Annotated in this window: 16 protein-coding genes; 10 read left to right on the top strand and 6 right to left on the bottom strand. The window is 42.6% G+C overall.

Features of this window, described 5'->3' with window-relative positions:
• The first annotated feature begins 357 nt into the window (after positions 1 to 357).
• Entirely contained in the window at positions 358 to 1,647 is a 1,290-nt protein-coding gene (locus L4C38_RS16475) for a citrate synthase (protein WP_428798650.1), read from the top strand.
• A gap of 83 nt (positions 1,648 to 1,730) precedes the next feature.
• Here L4C38_RS16475 and L4C38_RS16470 read toward each other — a convergent pair whose 3' ends face one another.
• Complete coding sequence (locus L4C38_RS16470) at positions 1,731 to 2,489, bottom strand: Nif3-like dinuclear metal center hexameric protein (RefSeq protein WP_428798649.1); 759 nt, start codon at positions 2,487 to 2,489, stop codon at positions 1,731 to 1,733.
• A gap of 90 nt (positions 2,490 to 2,579) precedes the next feature.
• Between L4C38_RS16470 and L4C38_RS16465 the strand changes: the two genes are divergently transcribed.
• The gene (locus tag L4C38_RS16465; RefSeq protein WP_428798648.1) at positions 2,580 to 3,332 is read left to right on the top strand and encodes a DUF1853 family protein; all 753 of its coding nucleotides are present in this window, start codon (positions 2,580 to 2,582) and stop codon (positions 3,330 to 3,332) included.
• A 57-nt stretch (positions 3,333 to 3,389) separates the two neighbouring features.
• Here the strand turns inward: L4C38_RS16465 and pgm are convergent, their stop codons facing one another.
• Positions 3,390 to 5,036, bottom strand: a complete 1,647-nt coding sequence (pgm, locus tag L4C38_RS16460) for a phosphoglucomutase (alpha-D-glucose-1,6-bisphosphate-dependent) (RefSeq protein ID WP_428798647.1) — start codon at positions 5,034 to 5,036, stop codon at positions 3,390 to 3,392.
• A gap of 232 nt (positions 5,037 to 5,268) precedes the next feature.
• The gene (seqA, locus tag L4C38_RS16455; RefSeq protein WP_428798646.1) at positions 5,269 to 5,808 is read right to left on the bottom strand and encodes a replication initiation negative regulator SeqA; all 540 of its coding nucleotides are present in this window, start codon (positions 5,806 to 5,808) and stop codon (positions 5,269 to 5,271) included.
• A gap of 93 nt (positions 5,809 to 5,901) precedes the next feature.
• On the opposite strand from seqA, the gene L4C38_RS16450 reads away from it, so the two are divergent.
• The 3 genes from L4C38_RS16450 to fldA all read left to right on the top strand — a co-directional run bounded on the left by L4C38_RS16450 (position 5,902) and on the right by fldA (position 7,557).
• A complete protein-coding gene (locus L4C38_RS16450) occupies positions 5,902 to 6,666 on the top strand; it encodes an alpha/beta fold hydrolase (protein WP_428798645.1) in 765 nt (254 codons plus the stop codon).
• Positions 6,667 to 6,750: 84 nt separating this feature from the next.
• A complete protein-coding gene (locus L4C38_RS16445) occupies positions 6,751 to 6,972 on the top strand; it encodes a DUF2788 domain-containing protein (protein ID WP_428798644.1) in 222 nt (73 codons plus the stop codon).
• 51 nt (positions 6,973 to 7,023) lie between these two features.
• Positions 7,024 to 7,557, top strand: a complete 534-nt coding sequence (gene fldA / locus L4C38_RS16440) for a flavodoxin FldA (RefSeq protein WP_428798643.1) — start codon at positions 7,024 to 7,026, stop codon at positions 7,555 to 7,557.
• A 37-nt stretch (positions 7,558 to 7,594) separates the two neighbouring features.
• On the opposite strand, the gene L4C38_RS16435 is transcribed toward fldA, so the two are convergent.
• On the bottom strand, positions 7,595 to 8,086 hold the full coding sequence (locus L4C38_RS16435) for a DUF4442 domain-containing protein (RefSeq protein ID WP_428798642.1): 492 nt from the start codon (positions 8,084 to 8,086) through the stop codon (positions 7,595 to 7,597).
• A 200-nt stretch (positions 8,087 to 8,286) separates the two neighbouring features.
• Here L4C38_RS16435 and fcrX point away from each other — a divergent pair, with 200 nt between their 5' ends.
• The gene (gene fcrX, locus L4C38_RS16430) at positions 8,287 to 8,733 is read left to right on the top strand and encodes a ferric iron uptake transcriptional regulator FcrX (protein WP_428798641.1); all 447 of its coding nucleotides are present in this window, start codon (positions 8,287 to 8,289) and stop codon (positions 8,731 to 8,733) included.
• A gap of 102 nt (positions 8,734 to 8,835) precedes the next feature.
• Here the strand turns inward: fcrX and glnS are convergent, their stop codons facing one another.
• Complete coding sequence (gene glnS, locus L4C38_RS16425; protein ID WP_428798640.1) at positions 8,836 to 10,506, bottom strand: glutamine--tRNA ligase; 1,671 nt, start codon at positions 10,504 to 10,506, stop codon at positions 8,836 to 8,838.
• 246 nt (positions 10,507 to 10,752) lie between these two features.
• Positions 10,753 to 12,312 (bottom strand): N-acetylglucosamine-specific PTS transporter subunit IIBC, encoded by a 1,560-nt coding sequence (nagE, locus tag L4C38_RS16420; protein WP_428798639.1) that lies wholly within the window; start codon positions 12,310 to 12,312, stop codon positions 10,753 to 10,755.
• Between the two features lie 480 nt (positions 12,313 to 12,792).
• On the opposite strand from nagE, the gene nagA reads away from it, so the two are divergent.
• The 4 genes from nagA to asnB all read left to right on the top strand — a co-directional run bounded on the left by nagA (position 12,793) and on the right by asnB (position 18,692).
• Entirely contained in the window at positions 12,793 to 13,929 is a 1,137-nt protein-coding gene (gene nagA, locus L4C38_RS16415) for an N-acetylglucosamine-6-phosphate deacetylase (RefSeq protein ID WP_428798638.1), read from the top strand.
• A gap of 2 nt (positions 13,930 to 13,931) precedes the next feature.
• Complete coding sequence (gene nagC, locus L4C38_RS16410; RefSeq protein ID WP_428798637.1) at positions 13,932 to 15,146, top strand: DNA-binding transcriptional regulator NagC; 1,215 nt, start codon at positions 13,932 to 13,934, stop codon at positions 15,144 to 15,146.
• 87 nt (positions 15,147 to 15,233) lie between these two features.
• Positions 15,234 to 16,820, top strand: coding sequence for a cation:proton antiporter domain-containing protein (locus L4C38_RS16405; protein WP_428798636.1), 1,587 nt, complete (start codon positions 15,234 to 15,236; stop codon positions 16,818 to 16,820).
• 207 nt (positions 16,821 to 17,027) lie between these two features.
• Positions 17,028 to 18,692, top strand: coding sequence for an asparagine synthase B (gene asnB / locus L4C38_RS16400; protein WP_428798635.1), 1,665 nt, complete (start codon positions 17,028 to 17,030; stop codon positions 18,690 to 18,692).
• Positions 18,693 to 18,851: the final 159 nt, after the last annotated feature.

Here is an 18,851-nt window from a genome sequence, read left to right as displayed (position 1 = left end):
TCGCTGAACCCACTAAAATGATAACACACTATTAACAAATAACCCCTAATAACACCCAGTTAAATGTAAATAAGTTGTTAACAACAAGTCTTGAATATTTGAATTATAATTCTTTCAACCCTTGAATTTATTAGGTTTCTCCCAAATTTCACGTTACCAATATACGGTTGGCAACATTCTAATACAATTAACGTAACAATTTTTGCTACACAGAACAGGTTTTTAACTTAATGTGCGTAAAAAATAATAACAAGAGCACACATCAGAGGAGATTTATTGACTTTAGTAACGAACAGACGTACAAAAATGGCACACAAACATCCTGGATGGATTAAATAATAAACAAAGGAGATTGTTATGGCGGATAAGAAAGCGACCCTTCATATTGAAGGTAAAGCGCCCGTCGAACTACCGATTATGGATGGGACGATTGGTCCTCAAGTAATTGATGTTCGCAAACTAGGGGCTAATGGCTACTTTACGTTTGACCCAGGTTTTCTTTCCACTGCATCTTGTGAATCTCAAATCACTTACATCGATGGCGGAAAAGGGGTGCTATTGCACCGTGGTTTTCCTATCGATCAATTAGCGAACAACGCTGATTATTTAGAAGTGTGTTATATTCTTCTTTACGGTGAAGCCCCAACCCGAGAGCAATACGAGCGGTTCAAAACGACAGTAACACGCCATACAATGGTGCATGAGCAAATTGCTAGCTTCTTCCACGGTTTCCGCCGTGATGCTCACCCAATGGCTGTTATGTGTGGAGTAGTCGGCGCACTTGCTGCCTTCTATCACGATTCACTTGACATCAATAACGACCTACACAGGGAAATTGCTGCGTATCGTCTCATCTCGAAGATGCCTACATTAGCTGCCATGTGTTATAAGTACTCAGTAGGTCAACCATTCATCTATCCGCGTAACGACTTGAACTACGCTGAAAACTTCTTACACATGATGTTCGCAAACCCATGTGAAGAATACGAAGTGAATCCAGTCGTCGCTCGAGCAATGGACAAAATCTTTACATTGCACGCAGATCACGAACAAAACGCGTCTACATCAACAGTACGTTTAGCGGGTTCCTCCGGTGCTAACCCATTTGCCTGTATCGCAGCCGGTATCGCTTCTCTATGGGGACCTGCACACGGTGGTGCAAACGAAGCATGTTTAAAAATGCTCGAGGAAATTGGCAGTGTTGATAACATTCCTGAATTTGTTGACCGCGCAAAAGATAAAGACGATCCATTCCGCCTTATGGGCTTTGGTCACCGTGTTTATAAAAACTACGACCCTCGCGCAACAGTAATGCGTGAAGCGTGCCATGAAGTTCTTACCGAGTTAAATATTCAAGATCCATTGCTTGATGTTGCTATGGAACTGGAACGTATTGCTTTGTCAGATGAATACTTCGTATCGAAAAAACTGTATCCGAACGTCGATTTCTACTCAGGTATTATCCTGAAAGCTATCGGAATTCCGGTTTCAATGTTTACAGTAATTTTTGCGATGTCTCGAACTATCGGTTGGATAGCACACTGGAACGAAATGCACAGTGATCCTGAAAACCGTATCGGTCGTCCACGCCAGCTGTACACTGGTGAAACTCTGCGTGAGTTCCGCCCACTGCATGAGCGCGAATAAGCCCATTGTTAATTGGCTTAAACTGAAAAAGGTTGACCTGATGGTCAACCTTTTTGTTATCTAAACAGAGATAGAAAGCGTGACTAAACCGGATTATCAATATCAACGAAGGTAACATCAAAACCATGTTCACTGGCCAACCATTCGCCTAATGCCTTAATGCCATAACGCTCTGTTGCGTGATGCCCTGCTGAATAATAGTGAATGTCTTGTTCACGAGCTGTATACGTTGTGCGCTCAGAGATTTCGCCAGAAATGAACGCATCCAAACCCAATTGAGCCGCCAATTCAATATAATCCTGACCGCCGCCTGTACACCAACCTACTGTTTCAATAGCCTTGTCTACGCTCCCAGTGGTGATATGCAGCGGAACTCGCCCTAATGCTAGGGCTATCCTATCAGTGAGCTGTTCGCCTGTTAGAGGGCGTTTTAAGCGCCCATACATTGCAACCGACTGAGGGTGCCCTTCCATCCCCCCTTCGACTTCAATTTCAAGCAAGCGCGCTAATTCAGCGTTGTTACCCAGCTCCGGATGAATATCGAGCGGTAAATGGTAACCAATTAAATTAATATCGTTTTTAATCAAGGTTCGAATCCGTTTACCTTTCATACCTCGAATAGACTCTGGCTCGCCTTTCCAAAAATAACCGTGGTGCACCAATAATGCATCCGCACCAAGTTCTACAGCTTTATCAATCAGTGCCTGTGATGCGGTCACACCTGTGACAATTTTTTTGATCTCGGATTTGCCTTCAACTTGCAGCCCATTTGGACAGTAGTCTTTAATTAGCTGAGGAGATAACTTTTGGTTAAGTATTTTTTCTAGTTGTAGATTATCCATCTTACTTTCCAGTATCCTGACTTAAGCGAAGTTATAACAACTTCACTCTGGAATGTCGAAATAAACCCCATTTTTTGATAGTGGATCAGTATGAGCGCTCTAAACGAATTTTATCGTTGGATTACCACCAGCCCGACCCTCATTGAGCACGATGATGTTTTCTGTGATTTACGCTCACTGTCATCATTACCACTCAGTAGTAACGCCATTTATCAAGGCAACTCAAGGCTAGGCTTTGTTTATCAGCATCTTTGCACTCAGGCATTTGAATTAAGTCCTCACTACAACGTATTGCTCGAAGAGATTCAACTGTCTAAACAAGGGAAAACGTTGGGCGCTATAGACTTAATGGTACGTAATCAACTCAATCAACATATCGAACATTGGGAAGTGGCAGTAAAATTTTATTTGCTGCATCAAGGTGTTTGGTATGGTCCCAACGCGCATGATCAACTCGACAAAAAATTGCATCGAATGCTTAGCCATCAGCTGGCTATGTCCAACAGTGATATCTTCCGACAACAATACCCAGAGTTAAACGTCGATGATCATCATCTATTGATGCAAGGTCGCCTGTACATCAACCCATTTTTCGAAGAACGAATCCCCAGCCATTGCCTTGGATACAAACTTAACCCAAGCCAAATCAATGGGCATTGGTGCTATTACTCTCAAGCATCGAAAATTGGACAACCGCTGTTTGAATTGCCGAAAATCCGTTGGGCGACAGGAAAAGATAAAGATGCTCCGTTAGTTTACCCAAGCCCCAATAAGTTTATTCACGGACAAACAAATGATGGAAAATTTTGGTTCGTTGTTCCTGATTGCTGGCCAAATAAATAAAGGCAACCCTATCGGCTGCCTTTACAATCAAACTGTTAGCATGCATAACAATGAACGTTATAACCCTGCGTCTTTAAACACTTGATTTACGATCTCTTGCGCTTCTGCTTCAATTTGCTTTAGATGCACTTCACCTTTAAAGCTTTCACAGTAAATTTTATAAATGTCTTCCGTGCCAGAAGGACGCGCAGCAAACCAGCCATTCTCTGTTGTTACTTTAAGACCACCGATAGCTGCACCATTACCCGGCGCATGTGTCAGACGCGCAGTTATTGCATCCCCAGCTAGAGTCTCAGCTGAGACTCTAGCTGGGCTAAGCTTCTTTAATACTGCTTTTTGCGGTCCATTAGCGACAGCTTGAATACGATTGTATTGCGACTCACCATGCTTCTGTGCAAGTTCTTCATAATACTGTTGTGGGTTTTTGCCTGTTACTGCCGTGATTTCCGCAGCCAGTAAGCATAGTATTATGCCATCTTTGTCAGTTGCCCATGGCGTGCCATCTTTACGTAGGAATGATGCGCCTGCGCTCTCTTCACCACCAAAGCCAAACTTGCCGCTGTAGAGACCATCAACAAACCACTTAAAGCCGACTGGTACTTCACACAGTTCACGCCCAAGATCCGCCACAACACGGTCAATTAAAGCACTTGAAACTAATGTTTTACCCACGGCAACATCGCGTCCCCATCCTTCACGATGACGGTATAGATAATCAATGCACACCGCTAAGAAATGGTTAGGGTTCATTAAACCTTTCGACGTGACAATGCCGTGGCGATCGTAATCTGGATCATTACCAAACGCGAGATCGTAGTCGTCTTTTAGTGCTAATAGACCCGCCATTGCGTATGGCGATGAGCAATCCATTCGTATTACGCCATCTTTATCTAGCGACATAAACTGAAAGCTTGGATCAATCGCGTCATTGACCAAGGTTAAATCTAAATCGTATGCCGTTGAAATCTGACGCCAGTAATCAATGCCACTGCCGCCCAATGGATCGACACCCAACTTTAGATTCGCTTTTTGAATTGCCTGCATATCGATAACATTGATTAGGTCATCAATGTATGGTTTAACCAAATCGATTTGCTTCAACAGCTGTGAATTTTTTGCTTCAGCCAAAGGCATACGTTTTACGCCTTGCAGACCTTCTGCGATTAGCACGTTAGCGCGGTTTTCTATCGCTTTGGTCAGTTGGTCTTCCGCAGGTCCACCATGGGTAGGGTTATATTTAATACCACCATCTTGCGGGGGGTTATGTGATGGGGTAATAACAATACCGTCAGCTTTATCTTCATTAGCGAGGTTGTAAGTCAAAATAGCATGCGATACCCCTGGTGTTGGTGTGTAACCGTTGTTTTGTTGAACGATTACCTCAATACCATTTGCAATCAGCACTTCAATCACACTGGCAAATGCAGGCTCAGATAACGCATGGGTATCTTTACCAACGAACAACGGACCAGTTGTTCCTTGCTCAGCACGAACTTCTGAAATTGCTTGAGCGATGGCCAAAATATGGTTCTCATTAAACGTCGATCTATCAGCAGTACCACGGTGACCTGATGTTCCAAATTCGACTTTATGTGCCGAGTTACTTGGATCTGGCTGCAGCAGGAAATAATTAGAAACTAACGCCGGGATATTGTGCAGATCCTTCTGTTGAGCCTTCTGTCCAGCTCGTGGGTGCATAGCCATTTTGACATCCTTTCTAAATAAACAAGTATACCCAAGTAACCTCGAGATGCTTGGTTCAGCGAGAATTGTTAAGTTAATAGACAACTCGCTGATTCAAAGATCTAGTGGTTCTAAGTTGAGAATCAGAAACACAGTCTATTAATGTGACAAAACTCTGAATCCTGCAAAGTCACTTGGGTATGTAAAAAGCCCCATAAAACTTAGCGAATTATGAGGCGATTAATTTTGTGGATTAGATCGAGTTAGTCACTTTCTCAATCAAATCTGCTGGGAAACTCATGCGAGACATAAGTTGCTCAACCATTTGTCTCTTACGACTTGTATTACTATTCGTAATAACCCAAAACGGCGATGCTGGTATCGCTTTCGGTTTCGTCGTATTGCCGCTAGCAAGCAAGGTTTGCTCACTCTCTGCAAAATATACACGTTTGCGACCTTTTACTTGAGTCGCCTCAGAGAAGCCCTCAGAGTCGAGACGATGCAGAGTGGACAACACCATCATAAAGCGATCTATCGCTTTTTTAAGACCAGCAAATTCATCCGAGATTAACAGAGAGCGCATTTCTTTAACGCAATCCACCTGCACATCTTTCATTGCATCTTTGCTTACCACAATACCTTGTGATGGGTTCATTACCAATGGAGCCTCTACGGAAACATCTCCATCAACATTCAACAAACGACGCAAAATATCTGAAGCACTCTCACCAATGTGTTGGGTTTGACCTGCGATGTAACGGTATAGATCCTCATCAACCTCAATTGTTTTCATTCGCTTTTCACAATCTCTATGTTTAAACTCTGTGGTGATTATAGCGAGATCTTCTCTCAGACTCTACGTTAAACCAGTCACGAATAAGATAAAATGTCACAACTGCTGAACTACAAACTCGAAGGTGAGGGTCACACCATAATCTTGATCCACGGATTATTCGGAAATCTTGATAATCTTGGCCTACTCGCACGCAACTTAAAACAGGACCATCAAGTTCTTAGCCTTGATCTTCGCAACCATGGGCAATCGTTCCATTCAACACAGCATGATTACCAGACTCAAGCTAAAGATGTCCAAGCTTTACTACAGCATCTAGCAATTGAACGTTTTACGCTGATCGGTCACTCTATGGGCGGAAAAGTCGCAATAAAAGTGGCTGAGCTTCTCGAACCAAATGTTGAAAAACTAATTGTTCTTGATATGGCGCCAGTTCGTTACACTCAAAATCGACATAACAACGTTTTTGCCGGATTAAAAGCAGTTGAAGCAGTCAAGCCAAGCAGTCGCAAAGAGGCACTAAGCATATTGGAGCAACATATAGAGCTCGAAGGTGTGCGCCAATTCTTAAGCAAATCCCTGTATAAACATGGTGATCACCTAGCGTGGCGATTCAACGTACAACACTTGTTGAACAACTATCACGACATTTTAGGTTGGCAGGCGATCAATTCCATATCGACCCCAACTTTATTTGTTAAAGGTGCGAATTCAGACTACCTAACTGGCGAATATCAAAGCCAAATTCAAGCCCAATTTACACACGCAAAAGCACACATTATCGCCAACACCGGGCATTGGCTACACGCTGAAAAACCAGAGGAAGTTCTACGAACTATTCGGAAATTTATCGCTTAAGTACAAAGTGAGATGCTTCCACATTAACTTTGGCTTTTAACAATGGTATAGTGCAGCGCAAGTAAATTGGCATAAAGGGATACCATGCTTTACGACTACATGAACATGCTTGAGTCTATTGGTCTCGATCTATTATTCGCTTCAGTTTTTTTTCTGATTGGTATGGCGATAAAAGATGTACTTCACGCCGGCAATGTTCCCACTTTTGGTCGTAGAATAGTATGGTTGGTGCTGTCTCTTGGTTGTGCTGGATTCGTCGTAAAAGGGCTGATTCAGCTAAGCTGGGAAGGTACTGGTTTAGGCTAACCCTTATTGAATAGATGCTAGAAAGTAGACAATATTAAAGGTAATGAATCTATGGCAAGTGTAGGTATCTTCTTTGGTAGTGACACAGGTAACACTGAAGCTGTTGCAAAGATGATTCAAAAAGAACTAGGTAAACAATTAGTTCACGTTCAGGACATCGCTAAAAGCAGCAAAGAAGACATTGATAATTTTGATCTTCTTCTTCTAGGTATCCCTACTTGGTACTACGGTGAAGCACAATGCGATTGGGATGATTTCTTCCCTGAGCTTGAGCAAGTCGATTTCTCTACCAAGCTTGTTGCAATCTTCGGTTGTGGTGACCAAGAAGATTACGCGGAATACTTCTGCGACGCGATGGGTACTGTGCGCGATATCGTAGAATCAAAAGGTGGTACTATCCTTGGTAACACTCCTACTGAAAGCTATGAGTTCGAAGCATCTAAAGCGCTAGTAGAAGGCGATGAAAGCCAATTCGTCGGTTTGTGTATTGATGAAGACCGCCAACCAGAACTGACCGATGAACGTGTTAAAAACTGGTGTAAGCAAATTTATGATGAAATGTGCCTAGCTGAACTAGAAGGCTAATTTCTTAAAAAACCTCCTTAATGGAGGTTTTTTTCACTCAAATTTCACTTACTTCCCTGAATTTTGGCTTCTTACGTACGTAAAGCTTGCGCTCAACCTCTGCAACAACAACTCCTTGTTTATCTTTTACATGCACAACAAACTCTGGAAAACTCTTTTCGCCCCTATTCGTCTCTTGATATATCTGATCAAGTTGCGCTGCATGCAAATCAAAATCTGCGAATAGGTCTCCCTTACCTGGTTTGATAAAGTTAATACTCGCTTCTTTATCCCAGACGTAAAATTCTTCGCCCAAAATCCCCATGAGCATAAGAGCATAGACAGGATCAGTTAGAGAAAAAATACTCCCACCATACTGGGTTCGATTAGCATTTTTATTCCACCAACATAACTTTAGCTTCACCTTAACTTGACGAAAATCCGCACTAATTGAAACAATTGTAATCCCACTTCCCCAAAAAGGTGGCCAACTATTTAAGGCAAACTTGACAAAGCCAGGCTTGTAAACCTTTGAAAATAAAGAACTCATCTAAATTTGCATCCATGCACACAAAACAAACGTTAATGAATTGTAACTAATTAGACCAGTTTTATCCGTGACACCACACAACTTTATAAAAAATATGAGTAACCCCTTGAAGTTCGTGGTTTATTGTTGAGGGAACCTGCCCTATAATGGTAGTAATATTGAATTCTGTTTAATGCCGCAGATCATCAACGGGAAAGTATATGTCAGACAATAATCAAGCGCTAAAGGATGCTGGTCTAAAGGTAACCCTACCAAGACTTAAAATTTTAGAAGTACTACAGCAACCTGACTGCCAACACATCAGTGCTGAAGATTTGTACAAAAAGCTGATCGATCTAGGTGAAGAGATCGGTCTAGCAACGGTTTATCGCGTTTTAAACCAATTTGATGATGCAGGCATCGTAACTCGTCACCATTTTGAAGGCGGGAAGTCAGTATTTGAACTGTCAACTCAGCACCATCACGACCACTTAGTGTGCTTAGATTGTGGTGAGGTTATTGAGTTTTCAGATAACGTTATCGAAGAGCGTCAACGTGAAATTGCTGAAAAATATAATGTGACTCTAACTAACCACAGCTTATACCTATACGGAAAATGTGGTGATGGTACTTGCAAAGATAATCCCAACGCACATAAAGCAAAATAACATTCAAAGAAGCGCCACAGGGCGCTTTTTCATTATGGTTAGTGAATACACTGATACAAAAAAGCCAGTCAATCGACTGGCTTTTTTCTGTTCACTTAATGATTATTGAGCGTCAATCTTTGCCCAAGTATCACGAAGACCAACAGTACGGTTAAAGACTAACTTGTCAGCCGAAGATTCCTTCGCATCCGCACAGAAGTAACCCATACGTTCAAACTGGTAACCTTTCTCAATTTCTGCTTTTGCTAAGCTTGGCTCTACGAAACCATTCATCAAAACAAGTGACTCAGGGTTAATAGTTTCAGCAAAGTTATCTGCTGCAGCTGGGTTTGGTACAGTGAATAGACGATCATATAGGCGAATCTCAGCAGGCAGACCTTTATCAGCCGATACCCAGTGAATAACACCTTTAACTTTACGTCCATCCGCTGGGTTCTTACCTAGCGTCTCAACATCATAGCTACAGAAGATTGTCGTGATGTTACCTTCAGCATCTTTTTCAACGCGTTCAGCTTTAATCACATAAGCACCACGTAGACGCACTTCTTTACCTAACACTAAACGCTTGTACTTCTTGTTACCTTCTTCACGGAAGTCTTCACGTTCGATCCAGATTTCACGAGTGAATGGTACTTCACGCTCACCCATCTCAGGTTTATTAGGGTGGTTAGCAACCGTTAGAGTCTCTACTTCGCCTTCTGAGAAATTCTCAATTACAACCTTCACTGGGTCAAGAACAGCCATTGCGCGTGGTGCGTTTTCATTAAGATCATCACGAATACAAGACTCAAGAGAGCCCATTTCGATCATGTTGTCTTGTTTAGTTACACCAATACGCTTACAGAATTCACGGATAGATGAAGAAGTGAAACCACGACGACGTAAGCCAGAAATAGTTGGCATACGAGGATCGTCCCAACCATTAACCAATTTCTCACTCACTAACTGACTAAGTTTACGCTTAGACATCACTGTATATTCAAGATTTAGACGACTGAACTCGTACTGACGTGGTTGGCAGTCAATAGTAATGTTGTCTAACACCCAATCGTATAGACGACGGTTGTCTTGGAACTCAAGCGTACAAATAGAGTGTGAAATATGTTCTAACGCATCAGAAATACAATGCGTAAAGTCGTACATTGGGTAAATGCACCACTTGTCACCCGTTTGGTGGTGAGAGGCAAAACGCACACGGTAGATAACTGGATCACGCATTACGATAAACGATGACGCCATGTCGATCTTAGCTCGAAGACAGGCTTTACCTTCTTCAAAGCCGCCATCACGCATTTTTTCAAATAGCGCTAGGTTCTCTTCAACACTGCGGTCACGGTATGGACTCAGTTTACCTGGTTGGGTAAGTGTGCCACGGTACTCACGGATCTGCTCAGGACTTAGCTCTTCAACATACGCCAAGCCTTTGTTAATTAATTCCACGGCGTACCCGTACAGCTTATCGAAGTAGTCAGATGAATAACAAACATCACCGTCCCACTCAAAGCCTAACCAAGTCACGTCATTCATAATTGACTCAACGTATTCAACGTCTTCTTTTTCTGGGTTCGTGTCATCAAAACGTAAATTACACTTACCCTGATAGTCCTGAGCAATACCAAAGTTTAGGCAAATTGACTTAGCGTGACCGATATGCAAGTAGCCGTTTGGCTCTGGCGGAAAACGAGTATGCACGCTTGTATGTGTCCCATCTGCTAAATCTTTATCAATGATTTGGCGAATAAAATTCGATGGACGAGCTTCAGCTTCACTCATCTATAGCACCTCAGATATTTAGTATTGTCAGAAAAAAAAGGCTCTAAGAGGATAAGTAAACTTCTCAGAGCATATAGCGACTTATCATCCACAATTCTGGTACAAGACACAACTAGAACAGACCTAATAACGAGAAATAATCACACGCGAATGATGGTTATTTAACCATCTTCCGTTTTGAATGTGCGCAAACGTAAAAAAGCCTCCCTTAGGAGGCTTTTACACTTACATTCTAACCCAAGGTTATTATGGAAGTTTTACATCAGATAAATCTTCGTTTGCACCGATAGCTTTCATTTCGCCAGCGACGATTTCAGCTAGAGGGCCAAGGATAACTTGTAGGTTGTTTTCACCAAGTTTCACTACACCTTTCGCACCAAGCTTCTTAAGAACATCTTCATTAGCGACAGTACGGTCTTTTAGAGTTAGACGTAGACGAGTGATACAAGCATCGATTGAAGTTAGGTTGTCATGACCACCTAGAGCTTTCAGGTATTGACGAGCTAGGTCGCCTTTCGCTGCTTCACCAGCTGGAGCTGCTACTGCTTCGTCATCATCTTCACGACCCGGCGACTTCAAGTTGAACGCGCGGATTGCAAAGCTGAATGTGAAGAAGTATAGAGCACCGAAGCCTAAACCGATTAGCAGTAGCGTTACAGGTTTAGTTGCTAGACCCCAGTTTAGTAGGAAGTCGATTAGACCTGCAGAGAAACCGAAACCGTGCAGAGTACCAAACATGTTAGCAACCACTAGTGATAGACCAGTGAATACAGCGTGCATTGCGTACAGTGCAGGAGCTAGGAATACGAACATGAATTCTAGCGGCTCTGTGATACCCGTTAGGAATGAACAGAATGCTACAGAGAATAGTGCACCACCAACTTGGCTACGTTTTTCTGCTGGTGCAGCTAGGTACATTGCTAGTGCAGCACCAGGTAGACCAAACATCATTACTGGGAAGAACCCGTTCATGAATACGCCAGCAGATTTGTCACCACCGAAGAAGCGATGTAGATCACCAGACTTAACTGTTTCAGTTACTTCTTTAACCACAGCTGTGATTTCAGGGTTAACTGAGTTAGTAAAGTTAAACGTGTATTCTTGACCAACGATTAGCGTTTTCGCTAGAGCTGGGTCAACACAAAGTTGCTTGAAGCTTTCGAAGCCAGCAGAACCCGCAACAACGATCTCTTGACAAGTACCCATACCGAACCAGAAGTATGAGTTAAGAACGTGGTGTAGACCTACAGGGATAAGCGCACGGTTAAGAGTACCGTAAACGAACTGACCAACAGCGCCAGAAGTCGATACCGCGTGTGCTAGAGCATCAAGTCCACCTTGGATTGAAGGCCATACAACACCAGACACAGCACCTGCAACTAAAGCAAACAGACCAGCCATAATAGGCACTAGACGTTTACCAGAGAAGAAGGCCAACCACTCAGGAAGACGAGTCATGTAGAAAGTATTGTATGAGTGACCTGCGATGATACCTGCGATGATACCACCAAAGAAGGACATGTTAACGCTTGCGTCAATTGTTGCGGCTGTTGCTGTTAGTACAAAGTAAGCTACTGCACCTGCCAGACCTGCAGCACCGTTACCGTCTTTAGAAAGACCGATAGCAATACCTAGACCGAACAATAGCGGTAGTTGGCTGAATATTGCGTTACCGGCGGCTGCCATAAACGCAATGTCTAATAGGTCTGGTTGACCTAGTCGTAAAAGAAGTGCCGCAACAGGTAATGTTGCGATAGGTAGCATAAGTGCTTTACCCAGCTTCTGTGCATATCCAAGAATATTCACCGTTAGTTCCCCCTATAGGAATTATATTTTGGTCGAGCTACTTTTTATTGTTGCTCAGTTTAGTCGAAGCCAGTTTATGATATTAATTTTGCTCCGCAAATTAAAACCTTACCATTTGTGATCATAATCACCACAAAAGGACACGATCGAAGGTTTTTGCTAGCGAGATCATAAAACTTATTTTACAATACAAAAAAATAGAGAATAATCGACATTCTTTCTGCTACTAATGTGTGCTGATATCAAGCCTAAAGTCTTTTTGACAAAGGCTTTAAGCGTAATGACTACATTATAAATTAGAATGAATTTCTTTCGCGACAGAAAGCACAGAAGTAGAGCATATAAAGGACATAATCATCCTTTGCTAAAGATATTTTGCGACCTAATTGAAGCTCACAAATTAAGTAAGCATGTGAGGAAATAGTCTTCGATTTGAATGGTCATAAGTTCCAGATTTTAAACAATAAGGATTAGCTAATCATGTATGCGCTAACTAACTGTAAAATTTATACAGGCAGCGACGTTCTCGTTGACCATGCTGTGATCATTAATAACGAACTTATTGAGGCTATTTGTCCTATCGCTGAACTTTCAGCCGATATCATCGTTCATGATATGCGTGGTGCTAACCTATCCCCGGGTTTTATTGACTTGCAGCTTAACGGTTGTGGCGGCGTTATGTTTAACGATGAAATCACGGCAGAAACCATTCAAATCATGCATGAAGCCAACTTAAAGTCCGGCTGCACCAGTTTCTTGCCAACACTTATTACCTCATCTGATGAAAACATGCGCCAAGCTGTTGTCGCAGCTAGAAACTATCACGCAAAATACCAAAACCAATCTCTTGGTCTTCATCTAGAAGGTCCATATTTGAACGTCGCGAAAAAAGGCATACATAGCGTTGATTTCATCCGTCCTTCGGATGACGAAATGATTGACTTTATTTGCAACAACGCAGATGTGATCGCCAAAGTAACGCTTGCTCCTGAACACAACAACCCTGAACATATTCAACGTATGCGCAATGCCGGAATTGTGGTGTCTATAGGTCATACTAACGCAACCTATGCTCAAGCACGCCAAAGCTTTGAACACGGCATCACTTTCGCAACTCACTTATTTAATGCTATGACTCCAATTGTCGGTCGCGAACCTGGTGTTGTCGGTGCAATTTACGATACATCAGATGTTTACGCTGGAATCATCGCTGACGGCTTCCATGTCGATTACGCTAATATTCGAATCGCTCACAAAATTAAAGGTGAAAAATTAGTATTAGTGACCGATGCCACAGCTCCTGCAGGCGCTGACATGGATTACTTTATTTTTGTTGGTAAGAAAGTATATTACAGGGATGGTAAGTGTGTTGATGAAAATGGCACACTTGGCGGCTCAGCACTCACTATGATTGAAGCAGTTCAAAATACTGTTGAGCACGTCGGAATCGCTTTGGATGAAGCACTGCGCATGGCTACTTTGTACCCAGCGAAAGCAATCAGTGTTGACCACAAACTTGGTCGTATCAAGAAAGGTATGGTGGCAAACCTGACTGTCTTTGATCGTGACTTCACTATCCAAGCGAATATTGTTAACGGACAGTACGAGCAAGTGTAAACATGAATGGCGGACAAATAGGCAACGTAGATTTAGTTAAACAACTAAACAGTGCAGCGGTTTACAGGCTGATTGACCAACAGGGTCCTATTTCTAGGATCCAAGTGGCCGATGTTAGCCACTTAGCACCAGCTAGCGTGACAAAGATTACCCGCCAACTACTTGAACGAGGTCTTGTTAAAGAAGTCGCTCAACAAGCTTCAACCGGTGGTCGTCGAGCAATCTCGCTAACAACCGAAGTAGTGCCCTTTCACTCAGTCGCAGTTCGTTTAGGGCGCGATTACATTCAGTTCAGTCTTTTTGACCTTGGTGGAAAAGAACTCGCGAGCGATTACCAAGAGTTTTATTACACAACTCAAGGTGAATTGGTTGACGGTCTGCTACTGTTTCTAAAAAACTTTATTCAATATAATCAATCAAGTATCAATCAGTTGATTGCTATCGGTGTCGCTTTACCCGGTTTAGTCAACCCGGAATCTGGCATAGTGGAATATATGCCAAATATCCACGTAGACAACTTAAACCTCGGTGATTTGATCCAGAACACATTCCATGTTCAATGTTTCGTGGGTAACGACGTACGCGGTATGGCTCTAGCGGAACACTATTTTGGCGCAAGTAAAGACTGCCAAGATTCTATCTTAGTTAGTGTCCATCGTGGTACTGGCGCGGGTATTATCGTTAATGGTCAAGTCTTCTTAGGCTACAACCGCAATGTGGGTGAAATTGGTCACATTCAAATCGATCCTCTAGGCGAGCAGTGTCAATGTGGCAACTTTGGCTGTTTGGAAACGGTTGCGGCAAACCCAGCGATTGTCGAACGAGTGAAAACACTTATCGCACAAGGTTACAAATCAAGCTTGTCTCAACTAGAAACAATCACCATCAAAGAGATCTGTGAGCACGCAAACCAAGGTGATGAGCTAGCTAAGCAAAGCCTAGTGCGTGTAGGTAACCAACTTGGTAAAGCGGTTGCTATTACCATCAACTTGTTTAACCCACAAAAGGTAATCATTGCTGGTGATATCACTTCATGTAAAGAGATCCTTTTCCCTGCTATTCAACGCAATGTGGAAAACCAATCACTCGTTACATTTCATACCGACCTACCAATAGTCGCTTCTGAGATTGATAAACAGCCAACATTGAGCGCATTCGCGATGATTAAACGCGCAATGTTGAACGGCGTTTTGTTACAAAAATTGCTCGAAGACTGATAGATTAAGCTCATTGTTACGTTAGAATAGAAAGGCTACGTCAGCGACGTGGCCTTTCTTTTTTCAAGGAATTATAATTTTAATTGTATGGAACTGATATTAATTACTGCCGCATTTGCAGCAGGCTTTGTTGCCCTAAAATGCAATCTACCACCTCTCGTGGGATTCTTGCTCGCAGGTTTCGGTCTGCACGCTGCTGGTTTTAGTACCAATGACACTATTATTACGCTAGCGGATCTCGGCGTTACCCTTCTTCTTTTTACCATTGGTCTAAAGCTCGATATCAAAACCCTTCTTTCTAAAGAAATTTGGGCTGGGGCAACCGTACATAACTTACTATCAACCGCCATATTCACTGTTGCGCTTCTCTTACTAAAAGTGCTTGGCGTCAGTACCATAGCAACCATGAATCTAGAGCAAATCGTCTTACTCGGGTTCGCTCTTTCATTTTCCAGTACTGTTTTTGCCGTTAAGTCGCTACAAGAAAAAGGCGATATGAATGCTACTTATGGCACGTTAGCCATTGGTATATTGGTAATGCAAGACATCTTTGCTGTCGTGTTTCTAACAGCTTCAACCGGAAAAATACCTGAATGGTATGCAATCGCTCTGTTTGCCCTGCCATTATTAAGACCGCTATTCTTTAAACTGCTTGATTGGGTGGGACATGGAGAAATGCTGGTTCTTTTGGGGATTTTCTTCGCGTTAGTCGTCGGTGCTGGGTTATTTGAGCTTGTCGGTATTAAAGCTGACCTTGGCGCATTAATCTTAGGTATGTTACTCGCCGGACATGAAAAGGCATCAGAGTTATCAAAATCGCTCTTCAACCTCAAAGAACTGTTTCTCGTCTGCTTTTTCCTCAATATTGGTCTGTCCGAGCAACCGACCATGACAGGCTTCGCTCTAGCATTGGTATTTCTATTACTATTGCCATTGAAAGGAGCGCTCTACTTTTTAGTACTCAATGCGTTTAAATTTCGTGTACGTACTTCGCTACTCACTTCTCTCAGCTTGTTCAATTTCAGTGAATTTGGGCTTATCGTGGGTGGATTGGCGTTTAAGATGGGCTGGATGAGCGGTGATATCCTTGTTGCACTTGCGTTAGCTGTCTCTATCTCCTTCGTTATCGCTGCACCAATTAACCGCAAAGGACATGAGCTATATCGACGCTCTAGCCGTTGGCTCAAAGAACACGCAGCAGAAAAACTGAATGAACGAGACCAACTCATTGACCCAGGATCTGCGCAAGTTTTAATACTTGGCATGGGTCGAATTGGAACCGGTGCTTACGATGAACTAAGAAGCCGCTACGGGAAAATTAGCTTAGGCATCGAAGTGCGTGAAGAGGCTGCGGCTAAACATCAAGCCCATGGTCGTAATGTTATTTCAGGTGACGCAACTGACCCTGATTTTTGGGAGCGTATCCTCGATACAGCGAATGTTAAGCTGGTATTACTCTCGATGCCTCATCATCAGGGAAACCAAATTGCTCTTGAACAATTAAAGCTACGTCATTATCAAGGACAGATAGCCGCAATTGCAGAATACCCTGACCAAATCGAAACTTTGCTCGAAAATGGCGTTGATGCAGCATTTAACATTTATAACGAAGCGGGTAGCGGTTTTGCAAGCCATGTCTGCAAACAACTGCAACCTGGCTTTCAAAAACTGTGATTTAGTCAGCTTCTGCTCACTATTAAAGCAATAATTACTCTAAAATCCACCGTACGGTGGATTTTTTTTAACATTATCGAAATATATTAAATAATATTTAATGCATTCGGTATTTTGTCATTTTTTTTATCGCTTACTGTTGATTTTTTTAACCATAATGGCAAATTTATAGGTAACAGGTAAATACAGTTTAAATAAGGGATTAGTATGTGTGCAATTTTCGGCATTTTGGATATAAAAAGTGATGCAGCCCAACTGCGACCAGTGGCTCTTGAGATGTCAAAGAAATTACGTCATCGCGGCCCTGATTGGTCAGGTATTTATGCTTCAGACAACGCAATTCTTGCTCATGAACGTTTAGCAATTGTTGGTCTAAATAGTGGTGCTCAACCTATCTACAGCCCAAACGGGAAACACATACTGGCCGTGAATGGCGAGATCTACAACCATAAAGAAATTCGCGCTCGCTACGAAGGTAAATACGACTTTCAAACAGATTCTGACTGTGAAGTAATTTTAGCGCTGTATGCAGATATGGGCGAAGCCTTGCTTGAAGAGCTTAATGGTATCTTCGCTTTCGTTCTTTATGATGAAGATAAAGATCAATATCTTATCGGTCGCGACCACATTGGCATAATTCCTCTTTACCAAGGTTATGATGAACATGGCAACTACTATGTTGCCTCAGAAATGAAAGCACTGGTACCCGTATGTAAAACGATCAGTGAATTCCCTCCTGGTAGTTTCTACGGCAGTGCAGATGTCGAGCCACAGCGTTACTACCAACGCGATTGGAATGAATATAACGCCGTTAAAGATAACCTAACCAGCAAAGAAGAGTTAACAGAAGCACTTGAGGCAGCGGTGAAGCGTCAATTGATGACTGATGTACCTTATGGTGTGCTACTTTCTGGCGGTTTAGATTCTTCGATCACCTCAGCAGTGGCAAAACGTTTTGCCGCAATGCGCATTGAAGATGATGAAAAATCGGAAGCATGGTGGCCACAACTGCACTCTTTTGCCATTGGTTTAGAAGACGCTCCAGACTTAAAAGCAGCCCGCGAAGTTGCAACACAGCTTGGTACCATACACCATGAAATGACTTACACCATTCAAGAAGGTCTTGATGCGATCCGCGATGTGATTTACCACATTGAAACTTACGATGTCACGACCATTCGCGCATCAACGCCAATGTTTTTGATGGGTCGTAAGATCAAAGCTATGGGTATCAAGATGGTGTTGTCAGGTGAAGGTGCTGATGAAATCTTTGGCGGTTACCTATACTTCCACAAAGCACCAAACGCACAAGAATTTCACGAAGAAACGGTACGTAAACTACTCGCTCTTAATATGTTTGACTGCGCCCGTGCAAATAAATCTTTGGCAGCATGGGGGGTTGAAGGACGTGTACCTTTCCTCGATAAAGAGTTTATCGATGTAGCAATGCGCCTCAACCCAGCAGATAAAATGTGTGGCAATGGCAAGATGGAGAAACACATTCTACGTGAATGTTTTGAGCACTATCTGCCAGAATCCATTGCTTGGCGCCAGAAAGAGCAATTTTCTGATGGTGTAGGTTATGGCTGGATCGATTCTCTCAAGGCGACCGCTGAAGAAAAAGTAACCGACCAACAACTTGAAACTGCGGCTTATCGCTTCCCATATAACACGCCAGCAACAAAAGAAGGTTACGTTTACCGCGAAATATTTGAAGAGCTATTTCCACTGCCGTCAGCAGCGGAATGTGTTCCTGGCGGTCCCTCCGTTGCTTGTTCGTCAGCAAAAGCAATTGAATGGGATGAGTCATTCAAAGATTGCGCAGATCCATCAGGTCGTTCGGTAAAAGCGGTTCATAACGACTCGTACTAATATAAGATCTTATACTTATAAAAAGGGCGCTTAGCGCCCTTTTTTATGTCTAGTCTTTACAGCTCATACAGGTTGTTTTTTAAACGCGCTCAAATATGAAACCTAAGTTTTACTCTGCTTAAAATCGCCGTATTGGTTTACATAAGCCTTCATAAACAG

Source organism: Vibrio kasasachensis, from assembly GCF_050337565.1.
GTDB classification, from domain to species: domain Bacteria; phylum Pseudomonadota; class Gammaproteobacteria; order Enterobacterales; family Vibrionaceae; genus Vibrio; species Vibrio kasasachensis.
The sequence above is the reverse complement of the archived record's forward strand: the minus strand, read 5'-3'. Positions and strand labels throughout refer to the sequence as shown.

Coding starts and splice junctions, on each gene's coding strand:
- nagA (WP_428798638.1), top strand. CDS start 12,793: ATGTATGCGCTAACTAACTGTAAAATTTATACAGGCAGCGACGTTCTC.
- seqA (WP_428798646.1), bottom strand. CDS start 5,808: ATGAAAACAATTGAGGTTGATGAGGATCTATACCGTTACATCGCAGGT.
- glnS (WP_428798640.1), bottom strand. CDS start 10,506: ATGAGTGAAGCTGAAGCTCGTCCATCGAATTTTATTCGCCAAATCATT.
- fcrX (WP_428798641.1), top strand. CDS start 8,287: ATGTCAGACAATAATCAAGCGCTAAAGGATGCTGGTCTAAAGGTAACC.
- L4C38_RS16470 (WP_428798649.1), bottom strand. CDS start 2,489: ATGGATAATCTACAACTAGAAAAAATACTTAACCAAAAGTTATCTCCT.
- L4C38_RS16465 (WP_428798648.1), top strand. CDS start 2,580: ATGAGCGCTCTAAACGAATTTTATCGTTGGATTACCACCAGCCCGACC.
- fldA (WP_428798643.1), top strand. CDS start 7,024: ATGGCAAGTGTAGGTATCTTCTTTGGTAGTGACACAGGTAACACTGAA.
- L4C38_RS16450 (WP_428798645.1), top strand. CDS start 5,902: ATGTCACAACTGCTGAACTACAAACTCGAAGGTGAGGGTCACACCATA.
- nagC (WP_428798637.1), top strand. CDS start 13,932: ATGAATGGCGGACAAATAGGCAACGTAGATTTAGTTAAACAACTAAAC.
- L4C38_RS16435 (WP_428798642.1), bottom strand. CDS start 8,086: ATGAGTTCTTTATTTTCAAAGGTTTACAAGCCTGGCTTTGTCAAGTTT.
- pgm (WP_428798647.1), bottom strand. CDS start 5,036: ATGGCTATGCACCCACGAGCTGGACAGAAGGCTCAACAGAAGGATCTG.
- L4C38_RS16475 (WP_428798650.1), top strand. CDS start 358: ATGGCGGATAAGAAAGCGACCCTTCATATTGAAGGTAAAGCGCCCGTC.
- L4C38_RS16405 (WP_428798636.1), top strand. CDS start 15,234: ATGGAACTGATATTAATTACTGCCGCATTTGCAGCAGGCTTTGTTGCC.
- asnB (WP_428798635.1), top strand. CDS start 17,028: ATGTGTGCAATTTTCGGCATTTTGGATATAAAAAGTGATGCAGCCCAA.
- L4C38_RS16445 (WP_428798644.1), top strand. CDS start 6,751: ATGCTTTACGACTACATGAACATGCTTGAGTCTATTGGTCTCGATCTA.